The organism is Alteromonas sp. 76-1 (assembly GCF_900654235.1).
Taxonomy (GTDB): domain Bacteria; phylum Pseudomonadota; class Gammaproteobacteria; order Enterobacterales; family Alteromonadaceae; genus Alteromonas; species Alteromonas naphthalenivorans.
The window spans coordinates 3,050,981-3,076,408 of sequence record NZ_LR136958.1; the positions used below are offsets into that span (position 1 = coordinate 3,050,981).

The 25,428-nt window shown below is 43.3% G+C and carries 16 protein-coding genes, 2 tRNA genes and 3 rRNA genes; 8 read left to right on the top strand and 13 right to left on the bottom strand.

Annotation, left to right across the window (positions count from 1 at the left end; all coding sequences use genetic code 11):
• Nucleotides 1-312 precede the first annotated feature (312 nt).
• Together ALT761_RS13210 and ALT761_RS13215 are read left to right on the top strand one after the other, a co-directional pair.
• The gene (locus tag ALT761_RS13210) at nt 313-1,773 is read left to right on the top strand and encodes a choice-of-anchor L family PEP-CTERM protein (protein ID WP_129739348.1); all 1,461 of its coding nucleotides are present in this window, start codon (nt 313-315) and stop codon (nt 1,771-1,773) included.
• Nucleotides 1,774-1,795: 22 nt separating this feature from the next.
• On the top strand, nt 1,796-2,416 hold the full coding sequence (locus ALT761_RS13215; protein WP_129739350.1) for a peptidoglycan-binding domain-containing protein: 621 nt from the start codon (nt 1,796-1,798) through the stop codon (nt 2,414-2,416).
• Nucleotides 2,417-2,587: 171 nt separating this feature from the next.
• Here ALT761_RS13215 and ALT761_RS13220 read toward each other — a convergent pair whose 3' ends face one another.
• From ALT761_RS13220 to ALT761_RS13245, 6 genes are all read right to left on the bottom strand, one after another.
• Entirely contained in the window at nt 2,588-2,914 is a 327-nt protein-coding gene (locus tag ALT761_RS13220) for a YbaB/EbfC family nucleoid-associated protein (RefSeq protein WP_062087580.1), read from the bottom strand.
• Between the two features lie 38 nt (nt 2,915-2,952).
• Complete coding sequence (dnaX, locus tag ALT761_RS13225) at nt 2,953-5,808, bottom strand: DNA polymerase III subunit gamma/tau (RefSeq protein ID WP_129739352.1); 2,856 nt, start codon at nt 5,806-5,808, stop codon at nt 2,953-2,955.
• Between the two features lie 17 nt (nt 5,809-5,825).
• Complete coding sequence (gene apt, locus ALT761_RS13230; protein ID WP_013783400.1) at nt 5,826-6,362, bottom strand: adenine phosphoribosyltransferase; 537 nt, start codon at nt 6,360-6,362, stop codon at nt 5,826-5,828.
• A 345-nt stretch (nt 6,363-6,707) separates the two neighbouring features.
• Complete coding sequence (locus ALT761_RS13235) at nt 6,708-7,457, bottom strand: HvfC family RiPP maturation protein (RefSeq protein ID WP_129739354.1); 750 nt, start codon at nt 7,455-7,457, stop codon at nt 6,708-6,710.
• Complete coding sequence (locus tag ALT761_RS13240) at nt 7,454-8,305, bottom strand: HvfB family MNIO-type RiPP peptide maturase (protein WP_129739356.1); 852 nt, start codon at nt 8,303-8,305, stop codon at nt 7,454-7,456. The genes ALT761_RS13235 and ALT761_RS13240 overlap by 4 nt, the downstream gene beginning before the upstream one ends.
• A gap of 71 nt (nt 8,306-8,376) precedes the next feature.
• Nucleotides 8,377-8,913 (bottom strand): HvfA family oxazolone/thioamide-modified RiPP metallophore, encoded by a 537-nt coding sequence (locus tag ALT761_RS13245; protein WP_129739358.1) that lies wholly within the window; start codon nt 8,911-8,913, stop codon nt 8,377-8,379.
• Between the two features lie 234 nt (nt 8,914-9,147).
• Between ALT761_RS13245 and ALT761_RS13250 the strand changes: the two genes are divergently transcribed.
• The 3 genes from ALT761_RS13250 to ALT761_RS13260 all read left to right on the top strand — a co-directional run bounded on the left by ALT761_RS13250 (nt 9,148) and on the right by ALT761_RS13260 (nt 13,462).
• Nucleotides 9,148-12,417, top strand: a complete 3,270-nt coding sequence (locus ALT761_RS13250; RefSeq protein WP_129739360.1) for an nSTAND1 domain-containing NTPase — start codon at nt 9,148-9,150, stop codon at nt 12,415-12,417.
• Between the two features lie 12 nt (nt 12,418-12,429).
• A complete protein-coding gene (locus ALT761_RS13255; RefSeq protein ID WP_013783395.1) occupies nt 12,430-12,795 on the top strand; it encodes a DP-EP family protein in 366 nt (121 codons plus the stop codon).
• A 358-nt stretch (nt 12,796-13,153) separates the two neighbouring features.
• Entirely contained in the window at nt 13,154-13,462 is a 309-nt protein-coding gene (locus ALT761_RS13260) for a hypothetical protein (RefSeq protein ID WP_129739362.1), read from the top strand.
• Nucleotides 13,463-13,501: 39 nt separating this feature from the next.
• On the opposite strand, the gene ALT761_RS13265 is transcribed toward ALT761_RS13260, so the two are convergent.
• Nucleotides 13,502-14,458 carry a sensor domain-containing diguanylate cyclase gene (locus tag ALT761_RS13265; RefSeq protein WP_232043455.1) on the bottom strand — a complete coding sequence of 319 codons (957 nt, stop codon included), beginning with the start codon at nt 14,456-14,458 and terminating at the stop codon, nt 13,502-13,504.
• A 492-nt stretch (nt 14,459-14,950) separates the two neighbouring features.
• On the opposite strand from ALT761_RS13265, the gene ALT761_RS13270 reads away from it, so the two are divergent.
• Complete coding sequence (locus tag ALT761_RS13270; RefSeq protein WP_129739366.1) at nt 14,951-15,742, top strand: EF-hand domain-containing protein; 792 nt, start codon at nt 14,951-14,953, stop codon at nt 15,740-15,742.
• A gap of 233 nt (nt 15,743-15,975) precedes the next feature.
• Here the strand turns inward: ALT761_RS13270 and rrf are convergent.
• From rrf to pssA, 6 genes are all read right to left on the bottom strand, one after another.
• A 5S ribosomal RNA gene (gene rrf, locus ALT761_RS13275) occupies nt 15,976-16,091 on the bottom strand.
• A 235-nt stretch (nt 16,092-16,326) separates the two neighbouring features.
• Nucleotides 16,327-19,204 (bottom strand): 23S ribosomal RNA (locus ALT761_RS13280).
• Nucleotides 19,205-19,938: 734 nt separating this feature from the next.
• A tRNA-Ile gene (locus ALT761_RS13285) sits at nt 19,939-20,015 on the bottom strand.
• A gap of 4 nt (nt 20,016-20,019) precedes the next feature.
• A tRNA-Ala gene (locus ALT761_RS13290) sits at nt 20,020-20,095 on the bottom strand.
• Between the two features lie 100 nt (nt 20,096-20,195).
• A 16S ribosomal RNA gene (locus tag ALT761_RS13295) occupies nt 20,196-21,728 on the bottom strand.
• The 16S, 23S and 5S rRNA genes sit together here with 2 tRNA genes alongside, the layout of an rRNA operon.
• A gap of 635 nt (nt 21,729-22,363) precedes the next feature.
• Entirely contained in the window at nt 22,364-23,197 is an 834-nt protein-coding gene (pssA, locus tag ALT761_RS13300; protein WP_129739368.1) for a CDP-diacylglycerol--serine O-phosphatidyltransferase, read from the bottom strand.
• A gap of 251 nt (nt 23,198-23,448) precedes the next feature.
• Between pssA and xdp1 (ALT761_RS13305) the strand changes: the two genes are divergently transcribed.
• Nucleotides 23,449-24,330 carry an exosortase-dependent surface protein XDP1 gene (xdp1, locus tag ALT761_RS13305; protein WP_129739370.1) on the top strand — a complete coding sequence of 294 codons (882 nt, stop codon included), beginning with the start codon at nt 23,449-23,451 and terminating at the stop codon, nt 24,328-24,330.
• 206 nt (nt 24,331-24,536) lie between these two features.
• Entirely contained in the window at nt 24,537-25,412 is an 876-nt protein-coding gene (gene xdp1 / locus ALT761_RS13310; protein WP_129739372.1) for an exosortase-dependent surface protein XDP1, read from the top strand.
• Nucleotides 25,413-25,428: the final 16 nt, after the last annotated feature.

The following is a 25,428-nucleotide window of genomic DNA, read 5'->3' on the forward strand; positions in this document are numbered from 1 at the left end:
GTAAAGGCAGCGCAGCCCCAGCATAAAAGTCCAATTATAAAATACATAAACCATTAAAATATATACATTTAACTTACTTAAATTTCTTTTTTAAGCACTTATAGGAGAATATAAATTTAAGTGATAGAAACAATACATTTCCCAACCACCCTCTATACCGTCAAAATTTTTTACACTAAAGGGTTTAAAATTAAAAATAACAAGTAAATTCAATAGATTAAAAACTGGCCAGTTTCTTGCTGAGGCATCTCGGAACTTTACAAATAGATCACTCACAAAAATAAAATTTTTAGAATATCAGGGATGTAGTAAATGCCTACCTTTAAAAAAATCATAAAAATTAGTACCTTTTCTTTCAGCGTTTTATTTTCTGCTCAATATGCGAATGCAATTGTTATTGAAAGTAGTGACTCAGCCGAATTTTTAACCGACTCGCTATTTATTAATAATTCAGGCTTAACCATTACCGAGCAATCGCTGTCGGGCCAATTTGGTCAAGCTGGCGTTTACACTAACAATTCAGGAACCTACGGTCTTCCCAGTGCTGGCGGTATTGTCTTTAGTACAGGTCAAGTAGGCGATTATGTCGATGGGCCGAATGAATTTATCGAAAATGGCTTTGGATTAGTAGAAAGTCCCCTTCCACCTTCTGACAACGGTAATGAGCTAGAGGCGCAGTTCTCTAACAATCCTGTTGCTTATTTTGAGCAAGATGAAGCGAATGAAGATGGAAATGAGCAGCCAGGGCCAGAAGATGGTGGCGGCGAGGAATATGTACCTCAAAACCCAGCCTCAGCGGCACAAAACACAATTTTAACCCCAATTACCGGGCAAGCTGAACATTTCGATGCTGTGCAATTAGATATAACCTTTGATGTATCTGATGATGTGAGTACTGTGTCATTTATTGCTGCGTTTGGTTCTGAGGAATTTCCAGGCTATGTTGATAGTGAATATACCGACGGCTTTGCGCTATTGCTTAACGGTGCTAACGTAGCTTTTGCACCTGTGGCAGAGCTTGCCGTAGACGATGGGCTTGCCCCTATCTCAATCGACCACCCTGACTTCGAGGCCATTGAAGGCACAGAATTGAACGGTTTATTAGCACCAAATGGCATTCCGCTTTTACAATTCGATATTCCCGTAGAGCCAGGCAGTACTGGAAATACGTTTACTATGTTGCTAGCTGATGCATCAGACGATGCATTAGACACAACAGTATATTTAAGCAGCTTTGGTAATTTTGCCGTAGAAAATGGTGAGTCGGAATTTACACCGTTAATGCCGGATGAAGATGTTGAAGTAGGTGAAGAGAGCGAATTTGTATTCACGCTACCGGAGGTTGATGCAGGCGAAACCATTTGGTTCGATCCAGATGTATCGACCGGTTACACGTACACCGCTGGGAACAGTGGTCAATTTGCCAGTGTTACCGCACCGACTTTACTCAGCGTAAATGATGCAGACGGTTATTTAATTACCATTACTGACTTATTAGGTGTGGAGTACACAGAAGCACTAATGGCAGGTCAAACCTTCGACTTCCCTTTCCCTGTCTCAACGTTCACCCTGACAGGTATTAATGAAGACCTTATGTTAGACCCTACAGATCCAACAGCATTCGTTACCGGTGTTTCTTTTGCTGACCCAGGTTCGTATACAATAACCCAAGCTGCTATTGTGACATCTACCACCAGCGTGCCAGCACCTTCAACGATTGCAATATTCTTACTTTCACTTGTTGGCATTTCGCTAATTCGTAAACGCAAGTAAACGTAAAAGTAATGGAGAGGGGGTGCTAAACCCGCCCCCGTATTTAGTAAAGATGAAGAAGTATGTCGTAACCTTAGTAGTTATTTTATTCTCTTTTTGTGCCGTAGCGGCAGATGAAGAAGGCGCGTTCAACACAAAAGGGGCAGCGAAACGCAGCTGCTCTGAATTTGCAAGTACGTATTCTGAGCAAGGTTCAAAAACGTATTTATACGGCGGCTGGTTAGAAGGTTACATCACGGCGTTCAATGCGTTGCAGCAAAAAACGTTTGATATAACGCCATGGCAGACTACTGAACTAATGTTATTGATGCTAAATAAACATTGCACCGATAATCCAGATCAAAAATTTCTAGATGCCACTAATATTATGCTGCAAGCGTTTTTGCCAACTCGTTTGGCGACGCGTTCCGATATTATTGAGATGTCAATAAACGACAGCACAATTTATATTTATCAGAGTGTACTTGATATGACCACCGACGCGTTAAAAGCGAGAGGTTTCGATGTTGATATGGCTGAAAGCGAATTTAATGCATCTTACGTGAAGGCTATTACTCAATATCAACAGATAAAAGGTATTGCAGTTACAGGTTTCCCCGACCAGCAAACGCTAGTGAATTTGTTATTGGTGCCCATCAAGTAATATACAAGGATACTGTGAACATAAGCAGTTGCCAAATATAGAAACAAGACTGATACAAAAAAGCTCAAGAATTAATTCTTGAGCTTTTTTTTTCGAATCACATTCAGTACCGCTAAAGCTTTATGAAAATGAATCTTTTTATATGGTGCTTCTTTATAAGGCAAAGATTGCCTAAAACGGCATTTTGAAGCCTGGTGGAAGTGACATTCCGCCAGTAACGTCACCCATTTTTTCTTTACTGGTTTCTTGAACGCGGCGAACGGCATCGTTAAATGCAGCGGCAACCAAGTCTTCAATCATGTCTTTATCGTCTTCCATTAACGAGTCGTCAATGTCTACACGGCGAACGTTATGATTACACGTCATGGTCACCTTAACCATGCCTGCACCGGCTTCACCTGTGACTTCCAGCTTAGCCAAATCGTCTTGCACTTTTTGCATACGATCTTGCATTTGCTGAGCCTGCTTCATCATGTTGCCCATTCCACCTTTAAACATATTCTTTTCTCACTTTGTCTTAGTGTTAGTTAATATTGCTATCGCGCTTTAACCGAGTCGGTCACTATTGATGCGTCGAACGCTGATAACAACGCTTGTATTGTTTCGTCGGTATGTACTACCGATTGTGCATGCGCTTGGCGCATAGCAATAATGTCTTGTTGCAACGCATAGGGCGTTTGTTTTGGCGAGCCAAGGGTGATGGTAATATTCTCCCCTTCGCCAAAACTATGATGCAATACATCAAGCAACTGTTGTTTTGCACTGTCTTTTAGTAGATGCGCCTGACTATTATCAATTTCAAGCGTTATACCCTGATCATTTCGCAAAAAAGATGCATGAAGCACTAATTGTTTTAGCAAACCTGCAATAGGCATTTGCTCTACGTCATTGCTCCACTTATCAATTTGGCTCGCATGAACAAGCTTACTACCATCATCCAGATAAGCGGCTAACTTACCTTGATACTGACTTGTGAACTGATTTACTGGCTCACCACTAAATTCATTACGGGTATCGCTTGGCCCTGGTTCTAAAGGCTGAGGCTCATTACGAGCTGTTTCGCTATTACCGCCATACTGCGCCGCGTCAGGCATTGGTGAATCAAAGTGGGTATCTTGCTCGTTGGCAGTAAAAGGCTCATCATCATGCTGTGTACCCGTATCCCATGGGGGCATATCGGTTTGGTTTTGCATGCTAGCGTTAGAGCCAGCATCTAAATTTGAATTTGCATTTAAAATATCAGAGCTTGATGGCGCAGTTGCCGGTGCAGTAGTTAATTCTTGTTGAGCACTGCTGTCGTCAGCCGTGCCTTTAAATTGCCTATCATCTTGGCCCTCATTCGAAGGGTCAAGTGAGCCTTGGCTTGAAGCCTTACTCATTCTATCTACAAAGCTAGTAGTTTCGTTCGTCGCTTCAGGCTTTTTCGCCGCTTGTTCTGCGTTTTCATCACGTTTTTGCTTTAACCGCTGTCGTAGCGCGAGCATATCAGCAGTGGATGTTAACTGTGCCTCTGGTGTGGGCGTAGTGGCTGGCACAGAATCACCAGCTTGCTGCGAAGCAAAATGTGTAGATTGCGTGTCAGGGCTTTCATCAGATAGCGGTGCATTTGTCAGCTGAGCATCGGCGAAATCAGGCGGCACAAACGACGATTCATCATCATCGTAAGGCGGTGGCATATCGTCCATGTATGCATCTGCTGGCGGCATATCATTAAACGGGGCCAAATCTGAAGGAGTATGCTCTGACGCCAAACTTCTGACTGGCTTGCCATGCTCACCTGCAGGTTGATTGCTACCCGTAAGCTGATCGTTGCCTGTAAAATGATCATTACCTGTAGGCTGATTATTTATTACTGACTGATTGGCATCAGAAGGCTGGTTATCTTCTGAATGCGCTACCGGCTGGGAAGGCTTTACCTGTTGCGAAGGCTCTGCCTGTTCAAAAGACGCTACCTGTTGCGAAGCGACTTCGCCATACGACTCTTTTTCATGAGCCGAGGCTTCTGGTTCAGAGGTTTTATTCTGTGAGGTGGCTAAGTCTGCGAAGTCAGGCGATGATGAAATATCGTGAGTTAGTGCGCGGTCGGTTTTACCAGCAGCAGTTTCTGCATCTTGTTCATTGCTGAAAACCTCTTCATCCGCTGAAGATGACCCAGCGTCTGCGCTTTCAGCACTAAGAGAATTAGCGGTAGAAGTCGTGCTTTGCGCGTCTTGCTCAGAAATTAGTGTTTTTTTTTCCGCCGATGCAATAGGCAACGAACTATCAACCGTTCCGCTGGCTATCTCAGATGGCGCATCAGCTAAAGGCGTACTAGGTGCAAACGTCATCATACGCATTAACGTCATTTCTAATGCGCTCCTGCCGTCTGAAGAGAATGGTAAGTCCTTTCTTCCTTGCAGCGCAATTTGATACAACAACTGCACTTGTTCAGCAGAGATTGATTTAGCAAGTTGGTAAATAGCTTTGGCTGAAGTCGTTTCTAATTTACAGGCTTCAGGTACCCATTGGGTTAACGCTATTTGATGCAGCGTACTGCCTAATTCAGCAAGCACATGATCGTAATCTGGTGCTTGTTCCGACATATCCTGAACCAATTGCATGACATCGGCTGGCGTTTTACTCACCACCGCATGCAATAACTTCACAAGCTGGTTTTTATCCATCAAGCCTAGCATATCGGTCACGACAGAGGCATTAACCGCATTACCACCTTGTGCAATAGCTTGGTCGGTTAAGCTTAAGGCATCACGCATACTCCCTTGTGCAGCGCGGGCTAATAACGCAAGCGCTTGCGGCTCAAAGGGTAAGGTTTCTTGCTCTAGAATATGATTAAGCTGCCCAACTATTTGCTCTCGCGACAATGCTTTTAAATTGAACTGCAAGCAACGAGATAAAATAGTAATAGGAAGCTTTTGTGGATCGGTCGTGGCCAGTAAAAACTTAACGTGAGGCGGTGGCTCTTCTAACGTTTTTAACAACGCATTAAAGCTATGCTTAGAAAGCATGTGTACTTCATCAATAAGGTACACTTTATACCGGCCGCGGGTAGGCTTGTATTGAACGTTATCAAGTAGCTCTCGGGTATCTTCTACCTTCGTGCGTGATGCCGCATCAATTTCAAGCAAATCAACATAATTACCCTGTTCAATTTCTTTACAGGTATTACATCGACCACAGGGATTAGAACCCTGCCCTTCTTCGCAGTTTAAACTCTTGGAAAATATACGAGCAATGGTGGTTTTACCTACCCCTCGCGTACCGGTAAATAGGTACGCGTGGTGCAAGCGGTCGTTATCCAACGCATTCGAAATAGCTGAAACAACATGTTCCTGCCCTACGAGTTCACTAAACTTACCCGGGCGCCATTTACGTGCTAATACCTGATAACTCATTGCCTGTATTTTTATCCTTATTCGCCGTCGAACTCACAAAGCGTGAAACTTTTGATACCCATCGCGGTTAGCTTTTCACGACCACCTAGTTCAGGTAAGCCGATAACAAAGCCAGCATGCTCAATGGTGCCGCCTAATGTACGGATTAGCTTTGCTGATGCTTCGATGGTACCGCCAGTTGCTAACAAGTCGTCGATAAGTAAAACTTTATCGCCAGGCTGGATAGCATCTTTGTGGATTTCCAACGTATCAGTACCGTATTCAAGGTCGTAGGTTTCACTAACCACTTCACGGGGTAATTTGTTGGGTTTTCTCACTGGAACAAAACCAATGCCCATCTCAATGGCCAATGGTGCGCCGAATAAAAATCCGCGCGCTTCAGTCCCTGCTACTTTGTTGAATCCCATATCTTGGAATTCTTCAAGCAACAATGCGATACAACTACTGAAAGCCTTATGGTCTTCTAGTACGCTAGTAACATCTCTAAATAAAATACCTGGCTTTGGATAGTCAGGAACGGTTTTAACAACTGATTTTATATACTGTGCAGTCACAATTATGCCTTGAATGTCTGCGTTATAACCAGAAGGTAAACCAGCCGCAGATGACGTGCATCAGCGGAAACGCGAGTAAAGTTACGATAGAAGCTAGAAAGTACCACTTATTGTAGACTTCTTTGAAATCTGAATTGTCTGCCATATGCACTACCTAAACAATTTAACTAACAAAAAAATGGTCGTAAATGTTAATCGAAAGCAGACCGGATTGACAGCGCTATTGTAGTCAATTGCCTACTTTCCCAACATTTAACAGCCAAAGCTATACACTCGCGTACAACTTTAGCCTTTCTGCACTTAAGTGCCAGTTAAAAACTGGTGATTTAGTGTTCAGCAAACTGCTCAGCTAGGTAACAAAATACCTTTTTGCAGCATATCGCTTACTATTTGCTGCATACCTTGAAGCACAGCTTGTTCTGGTAGGTGGTTTAATTGCTTACAAAGCTGCTCGCCTAAGGCCTCTATTTCTATACCTTGTTCCTGCTGTTCAATGGTATGCAATAAAACTGCAGTCAGCGGATTTAAATGCACGAATTCTACGTGCTGTTCTTGATTCCGATACACCACATAGAACTGTTGCTCGGGTGCGGGGTTTTCGGGAATATAGTCCACACCAATTAAATGCACGGGGTATGAATATGATGCAATGGTGGCCAGCGGGGAAACGCTCACCATTGTTACCTGTTCGTCAGCATCAAAATACACCACCTTATGAGGAGTTTTTCGAATACTGACATCTAATTCTAGCCATTCATAGTGGGCAAGCTCAGGGGCGAACTCAGGTAATTGAAATGCGAGTTCTGGATTTGCTGACAAATACTCTACGAATTCTTTGCTAATGTCTGAAAAATACGGTGAACGGCTCTCGTGATGAATAAAAAAGGCGCGCACCAAATCATTCCAATTGTCTTCACTTACCAATGACTTTAACACCGGAAAACCTGTGCTTATAAAACCCATAATGTTATTAAAGAAAAGGGACTGATAAATATCCATGCGGCGTTTAATGTCAGCGTCGTTTGTTTCAAACGAATCTGGATCTTTAATCGCATTAACAAACTTTTGCTGGACGGTTTTAAAATTCTCGCTCATGCAGACTGCCCTGCAAAAACGGTTTGGTGATTTGCAATACTCTGGGCTTGTATCGCTTTAATACGCTGCACTTCTTTTACTAATACTTCCATCGCGGGAATATTAAAATCACGTTCTAATAATGTAGGGAATACGCCATGAGCTTCATAAGCGTGCTTTAGTAAATCCCATACGGGTTCAATAACATCGGCGCCATGGGTATCTACTTTTAAATCTGGGGCTTCATCGAAGTGACCTGCGATATGGCCATATACAATTTTATCGCTAGGTAAGCGGTTTATAAAATCGTAAGCATTATATTTGTGATTAATACTATTTACATAAACGTTGTTTACATCAAGCAGTAACGAGCAACCTGACTCCGCTAGTACCGCATTGGTAAAATCTAATTCAGACATCTCTTGCCCAGGCGCCAAATAATAAGACACATTTTCTAGCACCAATGGCCGTTCGATAATGTCTTGAACCTGCTTTATGCGGCCTACCACATGTTTAACTGCATCTTCAGTAAACGGTATTGGCATGAGATCATACATATGCCCGTGCCCAGAACAGTAACTTAAGTGCTCGCTATATAAATCGATATTGTGGGTGTCTAAAAAGTGCTTTACGGTTTTAACGAATTCGATATCAAGCTTGTCGCTACTACCAATTGAAAGAGACAACCCGTGAGTAGTGAAAGGCGCTTGTTGAATACTTTGGGCAAACTGGCGTTCGTATGTTCCGCCTAAAGGGATCCAGTTTTCGGGCGCAACTTCCCAAAAGTCGACCTCACTAGGCAGTGTTGGTAACACCTCATCTAACATCTCGCGACGAAAACCTAAACCTGCACCTTGAATATGCTTCATTATTTCACCCCAATTTCACACTAAAAAGGCCATCGAATGACGGCCTTTTTTATACTGCACTTGCCGTAGCGTTACATGCTACCGCATTTACCTTCACCACATTTTCCTTCTTTAGCTTTTTCCATTTTACCTTCGGCCATGCTAGCTGCTTTATCGCCACCGCACTTGCCTTCACCACACTTGCCTTCTGTCGCTTTTTCCATTTTACCTTCAGCCATGCTAGCTGCTTTATCGCCGCCACACTTGCCTTCACCACACTTGCCTTCTGTCGCTTTTTCCATTTTACCTTCAGCCATGCTAGCTGCTTTATCGCCGCCGCACTTGCCTTCACCACATTTACCTTCGGTTGCTTTCGCCGTTTTGTCGCCACCACACTTACCTTCGCCGCACTTACCTTCAGCTGCTTTGCCATCTGCAGATTTGGCAGCTTTATCACCACCGCACTTGCCTTCACCACATTTGCCTTCAGCAGCGAATTGGCTATAGCCAGATTCTAATGACTGCATTGAAAATGGGTTAACTTCAGCCATAGCAACCGTAGATGCTAACGAGCCAATAACAACCGCACCGAGTGCCGTAGCAACAGAAGATTTTTTAATTTGTTTCATTTTATCTACCCTCAAAAGTATAAGTCTGGTTTTAACGTGCGGTAAGCACGTGTAGTAGTATAGACCTAGAGGGTGAGGATCAAATTTCACTTATTGTTAATATTTTTTATATTATTAAAATTTAAAGGTATTTTTAGTTAAATTTATAGTACCGAACACAGTGTAACTCGTTTACCTTACAACTAAAGTAGGTTAGGTTTGTTCTGATTGGTTTCTACTGAGCAAATTTAATACATGTTGAAGCAGTTTTATTTGGGCGACTGGCAAGTTGAACCAGCCTCAAACACCCTTATATTAGGCAAAACTAAACGCGCTATTGAGCCCAAAGCAATGGACGTTCTGTTGCTATTGTGTCAGCAAGCGGGTGAAGTGGTTAGCGCCGACGACATTATTACCCAGTGCTGGCCAGGTGCTCCCATTGGCGATAACCCTATTCATAAAACTATAACCCAATTACGTAAAGCATTAGGTGATAAAGCCAGCGCCCCTTTATTTATAGAAACCATTCGAAAGCGGGGATATCGGGTTGTTGCCGATGTTCAGTTTTTAGAAGATGAACAAACACGTGCTGCAGAAACCGATTGGCAAGGTCAATCACCGTTCCCTGGTTTAACCGCGTTTACGCAACAAGAAAGCCAAGTGTATTACGGTAGAAATGCGGCAGTAAAAAATTTACTGGCGAGGCTTTCGGATCAATTTACCAAAAAACGTCCTTTTACCCTTATTATCGGCCCTAGCGGTTCAGGTAAAAGCTCGTTAGTGCACGCAGGTTTATTACCTAGGTTATTAAACAACAAGGGCGCCAATGGTGTTCATGCCATCGATTACGCCAGTATTGATATTGCAGATATTCAGGCAGCACAGATTGTGGAAGAACTTGCCGCCTGTATGCTGGATTGGGATATTAATGATGCCCCCTTATTTGAAGGGGAAAGTGCAGATTCGTTAGCGGCAAAACTGAAACGCGACCCCAAGTCGGTTATCAATATAGCAAAAACTAAACTTACAACTGCAAGCCAGTACAATAACGTCGCTTTCCCTTGCTATGTAATAGTACTCGATCGCCTTGAAGCCTATTTGGCCACTAACCATGTTAATAGTGCCCTAAAGGAAGCGGTGTTTACGCTGCTTGAAGCATTAGCAGAAAGTGGCTTCATTCTAATGCTTTTAGTATGTCGGAATGATTTTTACCATCACTTAGCTGCCTACCCCACCCTAATGAAAAATAAAGAGCGGGGAGCACATTTCGACCTTACGGCCCCCTCAGCCAGTGAATTAAGCCAAATGATACGCCTTCCAGCTATTGCCGCAGGGCTAGAGTGGGAAGAAGATAGTAATACTGACGTAACGTTAGACGACATTATATTTACCGATGCCGCGGCTGAACCCAACTGCCTTCCATTATTGCAATATACCTTACAAGAACTGTACTTGCAGCGAACAGACAACTTACTACAAGTTAGTACCTACAAACAGTTGGGCGGTATAGAAGGCGCAATTGGCCACAAAGCTGAACAGCTTTACCAACAGATGCCGGCGTTAGTGAAAACGGCACTCGACCGCGTGCTTCCTCTTATTGTTTCACTTACAAACGATGGCAGCAATTTAACGAGCCGTACCGCATTGTGGAGTGAACTTAGTAACGATAACGAGAAAAAATTTGTCGAGCTAATGGTAGAGCATCGTTTATTTGTATCGCACCTTTATCAAGACAAAGCCTGCTTTAAAGTGGCGCATGAAGCCGTGCTTAGGCGCTGGCAACGGGTGCAAACGTGGCTACAACTACACCAAAGCGCGCTGGTGAGCAAAGGCCGACTAGAACAACAAACCAAACAATGGCTGCAAGATAACAAAAGTAAGGCGTTTTTACTTACACAAGGTAAGCCCTTAACTGATGCTTTGGCGTTAAAAGCCGATACTAGCTTAACACTGACGAATGACGAATTAGCGCTCATTCGGGCGTCACAGAAAACGGTGCAACGCAAACGTATTATTCGCGGGGTTACCTTTGCAGCCCTTGCTTGTTTAACGGTCATTTCGTTTGGCGCCATGCTACAAAGTCAGCAATCGCAACAACTGGCCGAAAGGAAGCGATTAGAAGCTGAAAATTTAATGGGCTATATGATAGGTGACTTTGCCAATAAACTACGTAGCGTAAAACGTATGGACTTACTGGAAGGTATCAGCGAACAAGCACTGAGTTATGTTCAACAAGCCCAGCAAACGAGTGAATATGGATTTTTTACCATTAGCCCGCCAAAACCTAGTTTCGAACTGCGTTTTCAACACGCCCTATCACTGCAAGCGATGGCAGAAGTACGATTTTATAGAGACGATGTAGCCACCGCGAAAGAAGCTTACCAAGAAGCCGATGTACATATTAAGGCGCTGTTGAGCGATGCACCCAATCACTTCGAGCTACTTAAAGCCGCGGGTGCAAACGCATTTTGGTTGGGCCACATCGCTTATAACGATGGCTTGATGGACATAGCCAGAACGGCATTCGAGCGTTACCTAACTTACAGCGAACGTATGCTAGCGATAGCCCCAGATAATACTGACGCCATGATGGAAGTGGCTTACGCACAAAATTCTTTAGGATCTCTTGAATATGAAAACTTCGAATTTAGTAAGTCGATTGAATACTTCAGTGCATCACTAAAGCTCAAACAATATATCGCTGAACAAAACCCTGATGATTTTGATGCTCAACTTTATGCTGCCGATACCCTGTCGTGGATAGCGTCGGCTACTGTTCATACTGGGGAATATGAAAAAGCTTATGGATTGTACGAGGATGCTGAACAAGCTTTTGAAGATATATATATACTTCATAGTTCTAATGCTGCCGCCATTGAACCTTATGTTGCAGTTCTTGTTCAAAAAGCGCTCTTAGCTAAAAAGTTAATGCTGAAAAAAAACTACGGCACAACACTAGAGAAAAGTTATACAATTGTAAAACAGGCGATCTCGCAAGATATTAACAACAGTGAATGGCAATTGGCTTTTTTTCGTATAGAAGCACTTTTACTAGTAAGTGATTCAAGTTTTAAAAGCTCTATTGATGCTCAGCAGGTATTAGCCAAGGTAATTGCATCTAATGCAGAATGGATACTTTTTCCCTTAATTGAATACTTTCAAATGAATTCGCACTGGGAAATTATTACTCAAATTCAAAAATATATACGCTCAATTACCCCAGAAATTATTGAGTCTTCATTAAAGTCCCGTGAGCCAAGCTTTACAGAATATAGTCTAAAAACAAAAAAAATATTATCTCAATTTATTAGAAGTGAAAACATTTTTACCGATGAGCGCAAAAGTTTACTTTGTCATGAGCTTCAACTTACCACATCGAAAATCGTCGAAAAATCTTATCACCCCGATGCAATTTTACCGCATTTTTTTGCGAGTCAATGTACTAACAATACTTCTAAAATAAATGGTACTTTGAAAGCTCACGCAAAAACTTTGACCAAACCTTTCTACTTTGATTATTTATAAAAGGAATAAAATATGTCTAATCCAACACCGATATTTCAGTTTATGGTTTCAGTATTTACGGACGAAACTCCACCTCGATATGCTATTTATGATACCTCAGGCAACCCTGCAACAGGTAATGTAACAGTAACTGAGTCCAGTAGCATGATAATGTATACTTTGAAGAAAGAGTCTAGCGATTTACAATTCGTGGGCCCAGTCATATCTGGTGATTTAGATAATGACTTGACTTACAGTATAACTGAAGATGGGCAAACCATTATCTTTGTAGATTCAGACTCAGCAACAGAAAGTATTTGTATGAAACTAGTTACAGCACCTAAGTCGAGCGTTTATACCAGTCAAGATCCACAAATCATTAATAAACAGAAAAATTAATTTTATAGAATTGGCGGCTGTTAGCTGCCAATTCTGATTTAAAATGCGCTTTAATATCTGAGGACTTACTTAAGCCTCCCTATTTTTATTCTATACATCAAACAAATTTGATATAGTTTTTATGCGCTAAAAGTAGCGTGTTTATTTTTCAATTTTTGAAGGGAATAAAAATGAAGCCTATATATAAGAATAGTAAGATAATGCTTAAGCCATTGTTTTTTTAGCGGTAGTACTCTCTTTCTCAACGTTAGCACAAGAAGCCACATCAACAACAAATTCAACTGAAACGACTAACACGGCCACCTTTACCTTACAGCTTTGGGCACCGGATGAAGTACCGCCTGCCGATGCCAAACATGTGGAAATTGGTGAAGGCTACTACTATCGCTACACACCCGAAGCGATTGCATTTGAAAGCAATACCAATCGTAAATTGAATATCGAATTTTCGCCCGCTTTAAATGACCGTTACGCCTTTCGTTGGGTTACCGCAACCAGCCCTGGTGATGTAACCTTAGAAGATAAAACCGACTCCGGTATACAAATTGGTGTTGATGACGGTGACGATGTTGCCGACGACATTTACATAGAAGTATGGGTACTTGATAAACAAACCAATATACGCTTTATGTGTGATCCACAAATTATAAATAAAAAACCGAGTTAAAATTTTCGGGGCTTTTTATTAGAAGCCCCTAACTCTATTTTACAAAAAACAAATCTGATCTCTTCCCTGAGACTTAGCCTGATAAAGCAATGTATCAGCCGCGTTCAACAAACCTTCTTTTGAACTGTAGCGATTCTCCATTTGCGTTGCTACACCCATGCTTACTGTTAACTCTGATTCTTGCGATAACGCAAACTGCCTGGTACTTAATTGCGATATATGTCGCTTAATACGTATCGCTAATAATTGGGCGGTCTGTGCTGAACATCGGGGCAACACCAAGGCAAACTCCTCACCGCCATAGCGTGCGGCTAAGGTATCGCGATTGGGAAGGCTTAATGAAATAGTTTCCCCTATTCTCTTTAAGCATCTATCCCCCGCTATATGACCATATTGGTCGTTGAAGTCTTTAAAGTGGTCGATATCAATAAATATAATACTTAGCGGTACATCGTCTTGCTCGCAAACATCCCACTGTTTATCAAGGTATTCGGCAAACCTATGGCGGTTAGCTAGCCCTGTTAAATAGTCGGTATTAGCTTTGTGTAATAGCGAACCATACTCTGCCTTGTGAAGCGTAAGGTCGCGGAGTATACAAAGATACAGTGTATTAGCCGATGAGAATGCTTCTGGTAACGTTGATATCGACATTTCAACACACACATGTGTTTGGTTGTCTTTGTCTGCTTGAAGGTTAACTTCCATAGGAGGGGCGGAAATTAAATCTCTTTGGCCTGCATCTAAGCTCTCAATAACATAAGTCTGTGACTTACCCGTATCATCTATAACTAGCTCAAGTAAATTATGTCCTAGCAATTTGTCTTTTTCTATTCCCAGTAATGAGGCGGATGTAGAGTTAAGCATTTCAATAGTGCCGTTAGCATCTATAACGATAACTGCTTCATTGAGAAAATTAATCATGCGCGAAAGTGAAGAATCCTGGTAAAAGTTAAAAAGCTTCTCTGTGGGTTTTTTACTAATATTTTTACTAAGCATTGTTGAAAACATTCCTTATCCCCTAGCTTTGGGCTGTATTGATGGAACAAAGCTTACGGATAAATCTCAAATTAAACCTTCTGGTTACCTTACGAATTAAAACACTGATTTAATTGAAAATTTCAGAGTCAGGAAGGTTAAATCTCGAACCAATTAAGAAGGGCATGAAGCTTTTAAGCGGGAATGCCAGGGCTATGTTACACAGTGCATATATTTCACAGCTTGTGTCTTTTTAACACTTTATTTACCTATACCGTTCATGCAAATCAAGAAAAGTGCATTGAAATCATTATGTTAATGCTTGGCACAAAGTATGAATTATAAATCAGGAATGAAACAGAGTGATTTACTAAACAGGAATAAAGATATGTAGGAGTAGAAGTACGGAAATACCTTCGTGCCTTTTAGATTGTCGCCAATACCGTGAACGGTTTCGACATTCACTTCTCATATTTAACCCAAAGCATTACACATGCAAAGAAGGAATTTATTATGAAAAAGCTAACGTTAGCAATGGTTATTGGCGCAGTAATGTCTACTTCTGCTTTCGCTGCCCATCATGAATCTAGAATAACCTCAGACTTTGAGGCACTAGATGCAAATGGCAACGGCATGCTTTCCAAGGAAGAGGTTAAGGGAAGTATTACTGAAGAGACTATGTCTAAAATAGACTCAAACAGTGATGATATGATTAACCACTCTGAGTTTACTGCCTACATAAAGTCTAAACCTGAAAGGTTTACTGACGAATTAGTGGTTAAAGAAAAAACAAACCACGATGGTAAAGCCAATAGCGCGCACCAACCCATGGACGAGAAAGAGGCTATGGGAACAGATGGCGATGTGATTAGCGAAGCAAATAAAGAACTCCGCTCTGAAATGAAAGCCAATGAAAGCCATGATTCAATGAGCAAGGCATCCGCCATGGCTAAAAAGGATTCTATGGGTGCAGACGGCGATGTAATTAGTGAACAAAATTCAGAAATGCGTTCTGAAATTAAAACTAGCGACACACAACACTCGATAAAACATGGTGGTGCCATGGACGAAACGGGTGCTGTGATCAGTGAAAAGAACAAGACATTACGTACCGAAGTTACGGATGCTACGAATATGCGATTCGATGAAGCCGATGCTAATAAAGATGGTGAACTATCTAAACGTGAAATTGAAAACGCAGGTATTAAAGGTGATTTCATGACCATGGATAAAGATGGCAACGAACTTATTACTCGTATGGAATACCGTAGATATTTTGAAGAAATTAAGACAATGGGCCAGTAATACTAAGCCTAATAGTCGCATAGTTTAAGCCCCGCCCCTGCGGGGCTTTTTATTGCCCGTTCACTTTCTTACTGGCATAAAAAAAGGGCTATCCGTTAGGCTAGTTTTCGTTGTGAAGCAATCGTTGTGAAGCAATTTCTTCGAATGGGACCTAGTATGCGCTAATACGTTTCACTTTCAATCACGCATAAAAAAAGGGCTATCCGTTAGGATAGCCCTTTCTTCGAATGGGAGCTTGGCAGTGTGCTACTCTCACATGGGGAAACCCCACACTACCATCGCCGCTAATACGTTTCACTTCTGAGTTCGGAATGGGATCAGGTGGTACCGTATCGCTATGGCTGCCAAGCATAAATCGTGCAGAATCATGATGCTTTTTATCATGACTTCTGCGCAAGGAGGACCAACATTATCTCACGGCTGTAAAGCTCATGAGTCTATGTCATCATCGTTGCGTAAATAATTAACAATTTAGGAATTCTGATATTCACGTAATCAATCTTTTGAGCACTGAGTACTACTACTCTAGTTGCTATTAGCTTTGTCTTACAACACTCAAGATTATAAAGCCTCTTGGGCGTTGTATGGTTAAGCCTCTCGGGCAATTAGTACAGGTTAGCTTAACGCCTTACAACGCTTCCACATCCTGCCTATCAACGTCATCGTCTATAACAACCCTTCCGGACTTTAAAAGTCAGGGATGACTCATCTTTGGGCCGGCTTCCCGCTTAGATGCTTTCAGCGGTTATCCGTTCCGAACGTAGCTACCGGGCAATGCCATTGGCATGACAACCCGAACACCAGCGGTTCGTCCACTCCGGTCCTCTCGTACTAGGAGCAGCTCCCATCAATCATCCAACGCCCACACCAGATAGGGACCGAACTGTCTCACGACGTTCTAAACCCAGCTCGCGTACCACTTTAAATGGCGAACAGCCATACCCTTGGGACCGACTTCAGCCCCAGGATGTGATGAGCCGACATCGAGGTGCCAAACACCGCCGTCGATATGAACTCTTGGGCGGTATCAGCCTGTTATCCCCGGAGTACCTTTTATCCGTTGAGCGATGGCCCTTCCATACAGAACCACCGGATCACTATGACCTACTTTCGTACCTGCTCGACGTGTCTGTCTCGCAGTTAAGCTAGCTTATGCCATTGCACTAACCTCACGATGTCCGACCGTGATTAGCTAACCTTCGTGCTCCTCCGTTACTATTTGGGAGGAGACCGCCCCAGTCAAACTACCCACCAGACACTGTCCATAATCCCGATAAGGGACCAATGTTAGAACATCAAACATACAAGGGTGGTATTTCAAGGACGGCTCCACACAATCTAGCGACTGTGCTTCGAAGCCTCCCACCTATCCTACACATGTAGGTTCAATGTTCAGTGCCAAGCTGTAGTAAAGGTTCACGGGGTCTTTCCGTCTAGGTGCGGGTACACAGCATCTTCACTGCGATTTCAATTTCACTGAGTCTCGGGTGGAGACAGCGTGGCCATGGTTACACCATTCGTGCAGGTCGGAACTTACCCGACAAGGAATTTCGCTACCTTAGGACCGTTATAGTTACGGCCGCCGTTTACCGGGGCTTCGATCAAGAGCTTCTCCGAAGATAACCCCATCAATTAACCTTCCGGCACCGGGCAGGTGTCACACCCTATACGTCCTCTTGCGAGTTAGCAGAGTGCTGTGTTTTTAATAAACAGTCCCAGCCACCTGGTCACTGCGGCCCTCATCTGCTCAAGGAGCAAGTCCTATCACAAACAAGGGCGTACCTTCTCCCGAAGTTACGGTACAATTTTGCCGAGTTCCTTCACCCGAGTTCTCTCAAGCGCCTTAGTATTCTCTACCTGACCACCTGTGTCGGTTTGGGGTACGGTTCATATAATCATAAGTTTAGAAGCTTTTCCTGGAAGCAGGGCATCAACAACTTCACTACCGTAGTAGCTCGTCTCGCATCTCAGCTTTAAGTGTCCGGATTTACCTAAACACTCGGCCTACTTGCTTTCACTTGGACAACCAACGCCAAGCTTGCTTAGCCTTCTCCGTCCCTCCATCACTGATTATATAAGTACGGAAATATTAATCCGTTTCCCATCGACTACGCATTTCTGCCTCGCCTTAGGGGCCGACTTACCCTGCCCTGATTAGCATGGGACAGGAAACCTTGGTCTTCCGGCGTGGGAGTTTTTCACTCCCATTATCGTTACTCATGTCAGCATTCGCACTTGTGATATGTCCAGCAGACTTCTCAATCCACCTTCATCCACTTACACAACGCTCCCCTACCATACGTGTAAACACGTATCCGCAGCTTCGGTATATTGCTTAGCCCCGTTACATCTTCCGCGCAGGCCGACTCGACTAGTGAGCTATTACGCTTTCTTTAAAGGGTGGCTGCTTCTAAGCCAACCTCCTAGCTGTCTATGCCTTCCCACATCGTTTCCCACTTAGCAATATTTTGGGACCTTAGCTGGCGGTCTGGGTTGTTTCCCTCTTCACGACGGACGTTAGCACCCGCCGTGTGTCTCCCGGATAGTTCTCATTGGTATTCGGAGTTTGCAAAGGGTTGGTAAGTCGGGATGACCCCCTAGCCTTAACAGTGCTCTACCCCCAATGGAATTCGTCCGAGGCTCTACCTAAATAGATTTCGGGGAGAACCAGCTATCTCCCGGTTTGATTGGCCTTTCACCCCCAGCCACAAGTCATCCCCTAACTTTTCAACGTTAGTGGGTTCGGTCCTCCAGTTGATGTTACTCAACCTTCAACCTGCCCATGGCTAGATCACCGGGTTTCGGGTCTATACCTAGCAACTAAACGCGCAGTTAACACTCGCTTTCGCTACGGCTCCGCTATTCGCTTAACCTTGCTACTAAATATAAGTCGCTGACCCATTATACAAAAGGTACGCAGTCACAGAACAAGTCTGCTCCCACTGCTTGTACGTATACGGTTTCAGGTTCTATTTCACTCCCCTCACAGGGGTTCTTTTCGCCTTTCCCTCACGGTACTGGTTCACTATCGGTCAGTTAGGAGTATTTAGCCTTGGAGGATGGTCCCCCCATATTCAGTCAAGATAACACGTGTCCCGACCTACTCGATTTCACAAAAACAAACACTTCGTGTACAGGGCTATCACCTTGTATCGCGCCACTTCCCAGAGGCTTCCACTACGTTCATAATTGCTTAAGGGCTAATCCCCGTTCGCTCGCCGCTACTAGGGGAATCTCGGTTGATTTCTTTTCCTAAGGGTACTTAGATGTTTCAGTTCCCCTCGTTCGCCTCGTTGTACTATATATTCATACAACGATACCTATAAATAGGTGGGTTTCCCCATTCGGACATCTGTGGCTCAAATGCATTTTGTCGGCTCACCACAGCTTTTCGCAGACTTACACGTCCTTCATCGCCTCTAACTGCCAAGGCATCCACCGTATACGCTTAGTCACTTAACCATACAACCCCAAATGGCCTTCGTTAACACTTCCTATTCTTCCTAAATTTTCCTCGTTCGCTCAGTTACATACTAAAAGTATGTGCCTTCGCTTACTCGTCGATTTAGTCGACTAGAAACTGTTACCTCGACCATTGCACTAATACACACCGAAGTGATATTAAAACAATGATTGAGCGAAGAACTCTCCCGCCTTTTGATATCAGGACTGGATGAGATCTAACTCAGTTATATGCATGACAAGCTAATCGTGAAATTGCCTTGCTATCAAATAAAGATTGATAACAAGCAATTCAAGTCAAGTAGAGTAGTAAGTACGTCTTTCGACTTCTCAATTACTCAAATTTTGATTGATTTACTAATTAAATATCAGCTTTCCAAATTGTTAAAGAACGTTGGAGATTTCATGCTAAAAGCATTACTTTCTTCCTTAGAGTAAAAAACCCTAATCAATGCTTACTCAATCGAGTAAATATTCATTAGGATTTATGGTCCAACATGACACAAAAACAAGCTTTCTATATTAGTTTATAACTACCGCTAACTTTAGCGAGTAGAAAAACCGTCAGGAAGCTCCGCTTCCGGTTAAGCGGATTTTTCACGACCACTTGCAAAGCAAGTGATAAAGAAAATGGCATCCAGTTCGCTTGGTACAGGTAGTTTCAACGCGAGAAACGCAGTGTGCGCTAGCACATGAGTATCGCAGCGATTGAAAATAACAAAACCAAGTAGAAATGGTAGGCTTGGGCAGACTTGAACTGCCGACCTCACCCTTATCAGGGGTGCGCTCTAACCAGCTGAGCTACAAGCCTGTAGTGGTGGAGCTAAGCAGGATCGAACTGCTGACCTCCTGCGTGCAAGGCAGGCGCTCTCCCAGCTGAGCTATAGCCCCATTTTCTGTATAACTACAAAAAACTTCGTGTCGTTCTTCATTTAATAACAAAACAATCTGTGTAGGCACTACATCAACAATGTCACCATCGACATTTTGGTAAGGAGGTGATCCAACCCCAGGTTCCCCTAGGGTTACCTTGTTACGACTTCACCCCAGTCATGAAACACAAAGTGGTAATCGTTCTCCCGAAGGTTAAACTAACTACTTCTTTTGCATCCCACTCCCATGGTGTGACGGGCGGTGTGTACAAGGCCCGGGAACGTATTCACCGCAGTATTCTGACCTGCGATTACTAGCGATTCCGACTTCATGGAGTCGAGTTGCAGACTCCAATCCGGACTACGACATACTTTAAGGGGTCCGCTCCACATCACTGTCTCGCATCCCTCTGTATATGCCATTGTAGCACGTGTGTAGCCCTACACGTAAGGGCCATGATGACTTGACGTCGTCCCCACCTTCCTCCGGTTTGTCACCGGCAGTCTCCTTAGAGTGCCCAACTAAATGCTGGCAACTAAGGACAAGGGTTGCGCTCGTTGCGGGACTTAACCCAACATCTCACGACACGAGCTGACGACAGCCATGCAGCACCTGTGTTTGAGTTCCCGAAGGCACGAAACTATCTCTAGTAACTTCTCAACATGTCAAGTGTAGGTAAGGTTCTTCGCGTTGCATCGAATTAAACCACATGCTCCACCGCTTGTGCGGGCCCCCGTCAATTCATTTGAGTTTTAACCTTGCGGCCGTACTCCCCAGGCGGTCTACTTATCGCGTTAGCTTCGCTACTCACGACTTAAAGTCACAAACAGCTAGTAGACAGCGTTTACGGTGTGGACTACCAGGGTATCTAATCCTGTTCGCTACCCACACTTTCGCACATGAGCGTCAGTCTTTGGCCAGGGAGTCGCCTTCGCCACTGATGTTCCTCCAGATATCTACGCATTTCACCGCTACACCTGGAATTCCACTCCCCTCTCCAAGACTCTAGTCTGCCAGTTCTAAATGACCGTCCCAGGTTGAGCCCGGGGCTTTCACATCTAGCTTAACAAACCGCCTGCGTGCGCTTTACGCCCAGTAATTCCGATTAACGCTCGCACCCTCCGTATTACCGCGGCTGCTGGCACGGAGTTAGCCGGTGCTTCTTCTGTTGTTAACGTCACGGCTAGCAGGTATTAACTACTAACTTTTCCTCACAACTGAAAGTGCTTTACAACCCGAAGGCCTTCTTCACACACGCGGCATGGCTGCATCAGGGTTTCCCCCATTGTGCAATATTCCCCACTGCTGCCTCCCGTAGGAGTCTGGGCCGTGTCTCAGTCCCAGTGTGGCTGATCTTCCTCTCAGAACAGCTAGAGATCGTTGCCTTGGTGAGCCTTTACCTCACCAACTAGCTAATCTCACTTGGGCCTCTCTTTGCGCCGGAGCCTAAGCCCCGTTTGGTCCGAAGACATTATGCGGTATTAGCAGTCGTTTCCAACTGTTATCCCCCTCGCAAAGGCAAGTTCCCAAGCATTACTCACCCGTCCGCCACTCGACATCATCTAGCAAGCTAGACATGTTTCCGTTCGACTTGCATGTGTTAGGCCTGCCGCCAGCGTTCAATCTGAGCCATGATCAAACTCTTCAATTAAATATATCGAATATGAATCGTCGTTGTGTGACACTCTTAATGAGTGCCCACACAGATTGTCTTGTTATAAATTGTTAAAGAACTATCGTGCAAAAATCATAATGCGAAGCATTCTGTTTTTGCGCAAGGAGGACTAACACTACATATAGTTGCTTAGACTTCCTTACCTCACCCGAACAGCCATTGCCTTTTCGATGAGCGCTTCTCTTCGAAGCGGATGCGCATTTTACGCGTTTCGTTTTCAGTGTCAACATTTTTCGTAAATTTCTTTTCGAACCGTTGTTAACTCCAAAGAGTTAATGAAAACTGCTTTTCCAGTGTTGTTACCAACTCCTTGAAGCGAGGCGCGCATTCTACGCGTTTCGGTTTTCATGTCAACACTTTCAGAAAATTAATCTCAAAAGCATTTCCTTGTAAACCTTGCCAGTACTGCCTTTCAGGTTGTAGTGACTTGCTTTGTCAGTGTAAGTTATTTCACTTTCCTGTCGAAGCGGATGCGCATTCTAGAGATTTCTGAGGCAAGGTCAACCTCTTTTTGATAATTCATAAAAAAAGCGACCTAGAAGGTCGCTTTTTAGTCGTTTGGTATATTAATACAACTAACTCATCACGATTAATGACTGAGAGGCGTGTTTTTACACTTTATTAGACGACTCTCCGCCTTCCTGCCCTTCGCTACTATCAACAGTATCGGTCGCATTATTAGCATCAGCATCAAAGTCTGCATCTTCTTCTTGCTCACCTACTACGTCGTTCAATGTAACTTTATCGACGGTTCTAAATGTATTGATTGGGCCAGCAAGCGCGTAAAGAGAAAACACAATAAAGAGTACTAAAGCAGGCTCTGTTGCTACCACTACAAATATAAGTAGCACAATAAGCAGCCCTACGAAAGGAACCTTCCCATGCCAATTCAATTCTTTGAAAGAATTGTATTTGAAGTTACTCACCATTAGTAGGCCAGCGAAACCAGTAACTAACGCCACTACAATTCCGTAGTCTGTACCTACAGCATCATATTCAACGCCTACCCAGACTAAGCCAGCAACGACTGCTGCTGCAGCTGGGCTAGCCAAGCCTTGAAAAAAGCGTTTATCGGCAATACCAACCTGCGTATTAAATCGTGCTAAACGTAAAGCGGCACCTGCCACATAAACAAAGGCAGCTAACCAGCCGAACTTACCGAGCTCAGTTAAGCCCCAGTTGTATGCGACTAACGCTGGCGCCATACCAAATGACACCATATCAGCCATTGAGTCATATTCAGCACCGAAATCGCTTTGCGTATTCGTCATACGCGCAACGCGGCCATCTAATCCATCAAAAATCATGGCAACAAATATAGCTACCGCTGCTGCTTCAAATCTTCCAGTCATCGAAGACACTACTGCAAAAAAGCCTGAAAATAGACCCGCAGTGGTTAGTAGATTGGGAAGAAGATAAATCCCTTTTCGCTTTTGTTCAGACATAAGTCCTCATATATACATAAATAACTAATTCAATTATTTCATAGTTCATTGCTGGCGCATAGATAACATTCTTAGTCAGCCTTTAACCGCAACTGATATGTAGGTATTTAACCATATACGTAACGTCGCTCCCCGTTTAGTTATCATATAAGCATCATGTTGAAGTTCACGATGTCTACTCTGCCTGTAAAAAGTAGAGCTAAATATCGTACGAACTACACCTTTATATATTTAAAGAAGGTCTAGTTATAATGCGTTTACTTAATGTATCGATACTTACCGCGGGCTTTATTGGTTTAACCCTATTGCCACTTTCCGCTGCTGAAGCAGGTTCTAACAAATGGCATAATTCCGACTACTCAGGGTGCAGCTCAAATAATAGCTCATCTAACAACGATTTATGCGAATCTGCTTTAGGCGAGAATATCTATGACCTCGTTGATGATGGCGTTCAATCAGGAACAGATCCTCTCAATAGCACCATTTCGGTTAACGGAGTAAACATTTCTGTCTCCGCTTGGTCTGATACCTACGGTAAAAACGATGACCTTGTTGTAGATGCGAAGTTAGAAAAAATTTCTGACTACTATGGGTACGGTGTAACAAATGATGATTGGGAAACTTACTATAACCCCGATCACGCTATAGACAATGTAAATAAAGTAAACGGTAACGTCACAGACTTCGATTTCGTTTTGTTGTCATTCGACCAGGCCGTTTCAGTAACAGGCGCAAGCTTTTCCTGGCTATACAGCAACAACGACTCACAAGTATCTGTGGCCGCACTTGATTCCATTTCAGGTTTAACCTCAGGCAGTCAAACCTGGAGCGATATTGTTGCAGATGCACTAACAACTGCCTCTTATGATATAGAAAATTGTGACTATGTAGAACATAGGGCAGATTTCGATATTTCAGACACTTCCCAGTATTGGTTAATCGGTGCTTATAATACAGTTTTTGAAAATATCGGAGGTTATGTTGGAAATGATGCCTTTAAGCTTTCATCAGTTGGATTTTCTGTAGCAAATGATAGTCCACCTGCCCCCTCAGCTGAAGTGAGTGAGCCAACCACATTAGGCTTATTGCTCGCAGGTGTCTTTCTTATTGCTTGGCGTAGAAAACAGCTTTGAATGGCGTTTACGTAAGAAGTGCTACTTTAGTTTAAAAATGACAGGTATTACCTGTCAGTTTTTTTTACTACTTAGTTTAAAAAAGATAAACTTTAAAAACAAAACAAAAAAAGCCTCGATTAAACAGCAAGATAAAATACTGGCACACACCATGCATTAATTAACACTCAATAGTAAGAATTCAGTTCAAAAGTGGAAATATAGCCATGCAGTATCTACATAAAGCTCTAATATCCTTAGTAGTTTTGTCAACATTAAGTGCACCTGCGTTTGCAGGCGGTAGTCGAGGCGATGGAGATCGCGGCACAACTGACCCAGTTGATAGTTCTCTCGCTGAAGGCTATTACGATTTAACTGATTTTGACGAGTCTGTAGTAACGTCCGCTACTGGGGTAACTATTGGTGGTGTGAATATTACTCTTACCGGTTGGTCTGATACAGGTAATGGCTTAGATCCTGAAGACTTCGACCAAATAGTGAAAACTGCTTCTCCTTATGAAGTATCCAGCTTTTACGGCTATGGTGTTTTGAATCAAGACGGCGAAGGATCAACTAGCCCCGACCACTCTATTGATAACTACTACTGGAATGGTAAAGACACGGCCGCAGGAATAGCATACGCTGACTTCGATTTCGTATTATTCTCTTTCGATTCTGATGTAACACTTGATAGCATTGATTTTGGCTGGGCAAACAACAATGGTACTGACCAACAAGTTTCAATTGCTGCATTAGATGATAGCCAGTTAGGTTTACTCCAAGGCGAGTCCAGCAGCTGGTCTGAAATCATTACTGGAGCGGTTTCAGGTTCATTCAATATCACTAAAACTGGGTCGTACAGCTATACTACTGGCGAGCTAGAATTAGTCGATACAGCCAAGTATTGGTTGGTGGGCGCCTATAATACAGTGTTTGGCAGCATAGATGGTGCTTCAATGTACAATGATGGATTTAAAATTACCTCTATCGATTTTACTGAGGGTACTCCGCCTCCCGTTGCTGAAGTTCATGAACCTGGCGTTTTTGGCTTAATGCTAATGAGTTTTGCTATTCTGGTATGGCGTAGAAAACGCACTGCGTAATAGTTTCAAATTATAT

What these genes read in the sequence shown, in the direction of transcription:
- xdp1 (WP_129739370.1), top strand. Translation starts at nt 23,449, where the DNA reads ATGCGTTTACTTAATGTATCGATACTTACCGCGGGCTTTATTGGTTTA.
- ALT761_RS13270 (WP_129739366.1), top strand. Translation starts at nt 14,951, where the DNA reads ATGAAAAAGCTAACGTTAGCAATGGTTATTGGCGCAGTAATGTCTACT.
- ALT761_RS13245 (WP_129739358.1), bottom strand. Translation starts at nt 8,913, where the DNA reads ATGAAACAAATTAAAAAATCTTCTGTTGCTACGGCACTCGGTGCGGTT.
- ALT761_RS13250 (WP_129739360.1), top strand. Translation starts at nt 9,148, where the DNA reads ATGTTGAAGCAGTTTTATTTGGGCGACTGGCAAGTTGAACCAGCCTCA.
- xdp1 (WP_129739372.1), top strand. Translation starts at nt 24,537, where the DNA reads ATGCAGTATCTACATAAAGCTCTAATATCCTTAGTAGTTTTGTCAACA.
- ALT761_RS13255 (WP_013783395.1), top strand. Translation starts at nt 12,430, where the DNA reads ATGTCTAATCCAACACCGATATTTCAGTTTATGGTTTCAGTATTTACG.
- ALT761_RS13210 (WP_129739348.1), top strand. Translation starts at nt 313, where the DNA reads ATGCCTACCTTTAAAAAAATCATAAAAATTAGTACCTTTTCTTTCAGC.
- pssA (WP_129739368.1), bottom strand. Translation starts at nt 23,197, where the DNA reads ATGTCTGAACAAAAGCGAAAAGGGATTTATCTTCTTCCCAATCTACTA.
- dnaX (WP_129739352.1), bottom strand. Translation starts at nt 5,808, where the DNA reads ATGAGTTATCAGGTATTAGCACGTAAATGGCGCCCGGGTAAGTTTAGT.
- ALT761_RS13265 (WP_232043455.1), bottom strand. Translation starts at nt 14,458, where the DNA reads ATGCTTAGTAAAAATATTAGTAAAAAACCCACAGAGAAGCTTTTTAAC.
- ALT761_RS13240 (WP_129739356.1), bottom strand. Translation starts at nt 8,305, where the DNA reads ATGAAGCATATTCAAGGTGCAGGTTTAGGTTTTCGTCGCGAGATGTTA.
- ALT761_RS13235 (WP_129739354.1), bottom strand. Translation starts at nt 7,457, where the DNA reads ATGAGCGAGAATTTTAAAACCGTCCAGCAAAAGTTTGTTAATGCGATT.
- ALT761_RS13220 (WP_062087580.1), bottom strand. Translation starts at nt 2,914, where the DNA reads ATGTTTAAAGGTGGAATGGGCAACATGATGAAGCAGGCTCAGCAAATG.